The sequence below is a fragment of the uncultured Thiocystis sp. genome (assembly GCF_903866365.1).
GTDB lineage: Bacteria > Pseudomonadota > Gammaproteobacteria > Chromatiales > Chromatiaceae > Chromatium.
On record NZ_CAIPNF010000110.1, the window covers coordinates 1 to 3,270 of the forward strand.

Sequence of the window (3,270 nt, forward strand, 5' to 3'; positions counted from 1 at the left end):
CACCCTGCCGCCGAAGGTCTGGAAGAAGCTGGAACAGGCCGCGCGCGACTGGCCGACGTGGATCGCCTCGCTGACCGGCAAGCTCGGTGCCCAGGCGGGTTCGGATGCTGGGGCCGTGGTGGTGCTGGAGCAAGCGGCGGTGCAGGTATTTGAGCGAAAGGCGAAGGGGGCGAATTGATGCCCGCGCGGACATCGGCCCCAAACCAGGAAACCGCCCTGTCCAGTCCCTCGATCGCGCTCCGGATCCTGTCGCGGCTGCTCACCAAGTACGAGGCCAGCGGGAACGCGAAGGCCCTGGCCATGATCAAGAAGATCTCCCCGACAGCGTGGCGTCACATCCATCTTAACGGGCACTACACGTTCCGAGGCACCGGGTCACTCATCGACCTGGATGCAATCGTGGCGGGGCTGAGTCTGGGCTGACGGAATTTTCTGGGGTTTGGGCTTACACCCCCAGCGGGGTCACGGGTTTGGTCATGATCGCAATCTCGGTCAATGCAGACGGCAGGAAAGGGGGCGAGACACGCAAGAGCCGCGTCCAGGTCCGACGCAGCGGCGTCGACACGGAATCGAACACCCGCCGCCGGGGAGATTCAACGCACATCCAGGCAGGCGCGCAAGACGCCAAGCTCGAAGGGACCGACCAACGCGCACTCCCGCGCATAGAGCAGACGGCTGCGCTTGAGGATCTGGCGTTGCCTTTGAGGCGGAACCGCGCCGAGGTCGATCAATGCCAGGCGCTCCGTGCCGAGCGCCGCAACAAGCGCGGCGTGGTGCGCCAATAGCCGATCCTGACCGAAGGGCGCGATTCCGAGCAGCGCCACCGCCAGGGCATCCGCCCTGGTCTGGTCCTCGCAACCAGTAGGCCAGCAAGACATCCGGCGACTCCCGCGGCAGCCGAGCAAGCCTTGCATGATCGCTGTCGTCCAGCATCTGCGAGATCATCGCTTCTGGATGATATAGCGACCCGAGCCATAATCCGGTACATGCGTCCCCGGAATCAGATCGTAGACTTTCCCCTCCTTGATGATGACCGCTGGAGCGCCGTAATCCGGCGCAGACGTTCCGGGGATCAAAGGACGGATGATCTTGTCGCGACGGTCTTGGTCGCGGTCTTTCGGTTCGTCGCCCGACGAACGCGCCCCGACCGGCATCGCCAGCAGCGACGCAACTATCAGCATGATCCAGCGTGTCATCGCGCATCTCCGGCGGTCTGAGTCGTCCCGTCAAGCCGGCGTGCGGCAGGCTGGCCGAAGCGATTGTTGTGAAGGAACATACCCAGCAGCACCAGCCGCGTGTTGATGGCGCGCAGGCTTCGATGAATCGACCAAGTCGATCGGAAAAGCCGCCTGGTCAGGATGTCCGACTCATTTCCACGGCCATCCGCCCTCGATCTCCCCATGCTCGAAGAAGGTGCGGCAGCGTGGGCAGAGATAAAGCACCGGCGCGCCGTGATGCGGGGTCTTGAGCACCCGCGAGGCTCCGCCGCAGCGCGGGCAGGCATGGATGCGTCGGTGTAGCCAGTAGGCCAGCACAAGAACAGGGATCACGATCCAGAAGAGCCGCTCATGCAGCCCGGACGCGGCCAGCAGCGGGATGCCGGGGAAGGTGCCGAGCAGCACCACCGCCAGCCAGAGCCGGAAACGTCGGCGGGCGCTGGGGGGAAAGGGCCGCTCGCGGTAGGCGATGCCGCCCCCATGCGCGACGGCACCATCCTCCGAGAACTGGAAACCGCTGTAGTGGTAGCCCTGGCGGCGGTCGGTCAATGGCATCGCGGAAAGCTCCTGAGCGTTGCTCGCTTCACTCATCGGCGGCGAGCGGCCAATCGTCCGGTTCGACATAGGTCCAGGAATCGGGATCGAATGGTAACGTCCAGGTCTTGGGCGCGATCGGTCGCCCCTCGATCTGTCCGGTGAGCGTGATCAGCAAGGGAAAGACCTTGGCATCAAGTTGGAGGCTGTCGATATCGAGTTTGGTTTCAAGAGCGGTTGACGGGCAGTGGTCTTCCTCGACACAAGCACCCGCATCATCAAATCCGGCCTTGATGCCGCCCAGATCGCGAATCCGCTTTCCATAGGGCGCGAGAATCATATAGACGCTTTCCGTGCGTCCTTGCCCGGTATAGCCAAGGGTGTTGAGCCAACCCCAATAATCCGCTGGTTCCAGCTTCACGAGCGTCCAGTCGGTTGGAGCCGTCCCCCAGGATCCCATCGGCATGCGTGGATCCCCGGCTAAGATACTGATTTCGTTCGGTCCGATTCCGATCGCCAGTGCACCGATCATCCCGGTGCTGACATGTGTGTCTTCCGGTTTTCCCTCGCTGTCAAAGCATCCGCCGGCCAGCAAGACATAAAGACGCTGACCGCTGGCCGTTTCGATGCGATCCTGACGATCGATTTTCAGACAGCAAAACCCACCGGGCGTCTCCGAGCGGGCACGCCAGCAGGCGTTTTGCTGGTCGTAGCCGTCATAGATGCGAGACAGGATCGAATCGACGGCGGGATCGGCGCTAACCATGCTGGTTGCCACGACGAGGGCACCGAGTAACGCACCGGCGAAAGGTCGCGGTGGTTGTCTGCGATCATTCATGCTCTTTCCTCCTCTTGTCTCCTGTTTCGGATGCTAGCGCATTTGCTGAACCCAAAGCGCCAGCGCTGCAATCCCCAGGGTCACGAGGGTGACCGGGATGCCGACGCGGGCATGGGTGCGCCAATCCAGGCGGATGCCGTGCTGCGCGGCGGCCTGCGCCACGATGAGGTTGGCGATGCTGCCGATCAGCAACAGATTCCCCGCCAAGGTACTGGAGAGCGCCAACAGCGGACCGCTGAGCGGATGTGTCGCCACCGGCAACAGCAGCATGACCGCCGGGACATTGGAGACCAGGTTACTGAGCAGCACACTGGCGGCAAAGAGCGGGAGGGGTGCCTGCAGATCCAGCCCGGCCCGTGCCAGGTCACTGACCGCCCGCGCCGGCAGTCCCGTCTGCTGAAGCGCATGATTGACGGTGAACAGACCGACGAACAGGATCAACAGTTGCCAATCGACCAGGCCCAGCATGTGTCGGGAGTGCAACCGACGGCTCGTCAGCAGCAGCCCGGCCCCGGCGAGCGCCAGCAGATCCCGTGGCCAGGGTGCCCAGAGAAACGCGGCGAAGAGGACGCCGGCGACCGTCAGCCCCTTGAACGTCTGCCAGCGGTCGAAGGCAATCCCCCGATCTTCGATGCGCTGGCATGCGGGCGGTTCGCGCGGCCCGGCGGCGCGCGGCCAGTG

General features: G+C 63.9%; 5 protein-coding genes and 1 pseudogene. 1 reads left to right on the forward strand and 5 read right to left on the reverse strand.

The genetic code is table 11. The features are described from left to right. Nucleotides 1-243: 243 nt before the first annotated feature. Nucleotides 244-423: pseudogene (locus QZY07_RS06705) on the forward strand (Tn3 family transposase); the annotation flags it as partial. Between the two features lie 170 nt (nt 424-593). Here the strand turns inward: QZY07_RS06705 and QZY07_RS06710 are convergent. The 5 genes from QZY07_RS06710 to QZY07_RS06730 all read right to left on the reverse strand — a co-directional run. Next, a complete protein-coding gene (locus tag QZY07_RS06710) occupies nt 594-878 on the reverse strand; it encodes a hypothetical protein (protein ID WP_295400911.1) in 285 nt (94 codons plus the stop codon). Nucleotides 879-941: 63 nt separating this feature from the next. Beyond that, nucleotides 942-1,196 carry a hypothetical protein gene (locus QZY07_RS06715; RefSeq protein WP_295400913.1) on the reverse strand — a complete coding sequence of 85 codons (255 nt, stop codon included), beginning with the start codon at nt 1,194-1,196 and terminating at the stop codon, nt 942-944. Nucleotides 1,197-1,367: 171 nt separating this feature from the next. Further along, entirely contained in the window at nt 1,368-1,772 is a 405-nt protein-coding gene (locus QZY07_RS06720) for a hypothetical protein (RefSeq protein ID WP_295400915.1), read from the reverse strand. A gap of 28 nt (nt 1,773-1,800) precedes the next feature. Further along, the gene (locus QZY07_RS06725; protein ID WP_295400917.1) at nt 1,801-2,589 is read right to left on the reverse strand and encodes a hypothetical protein; all 789 of its coding nucleotides are present in this window, start codon (nt 2,587-2,589) and stop codon (nt 1,801-1,803) included. Between the two features lie 33 nt (nt 2,590-2,622). Beyond that, nucleotides 2,623-3,270: SLC13 family permease (locus QZY07_RS06730; RefSeq protein WP_295400919.1), on the reverse strand; the 648-nt coding region annotated here is incomplete at its 5' end.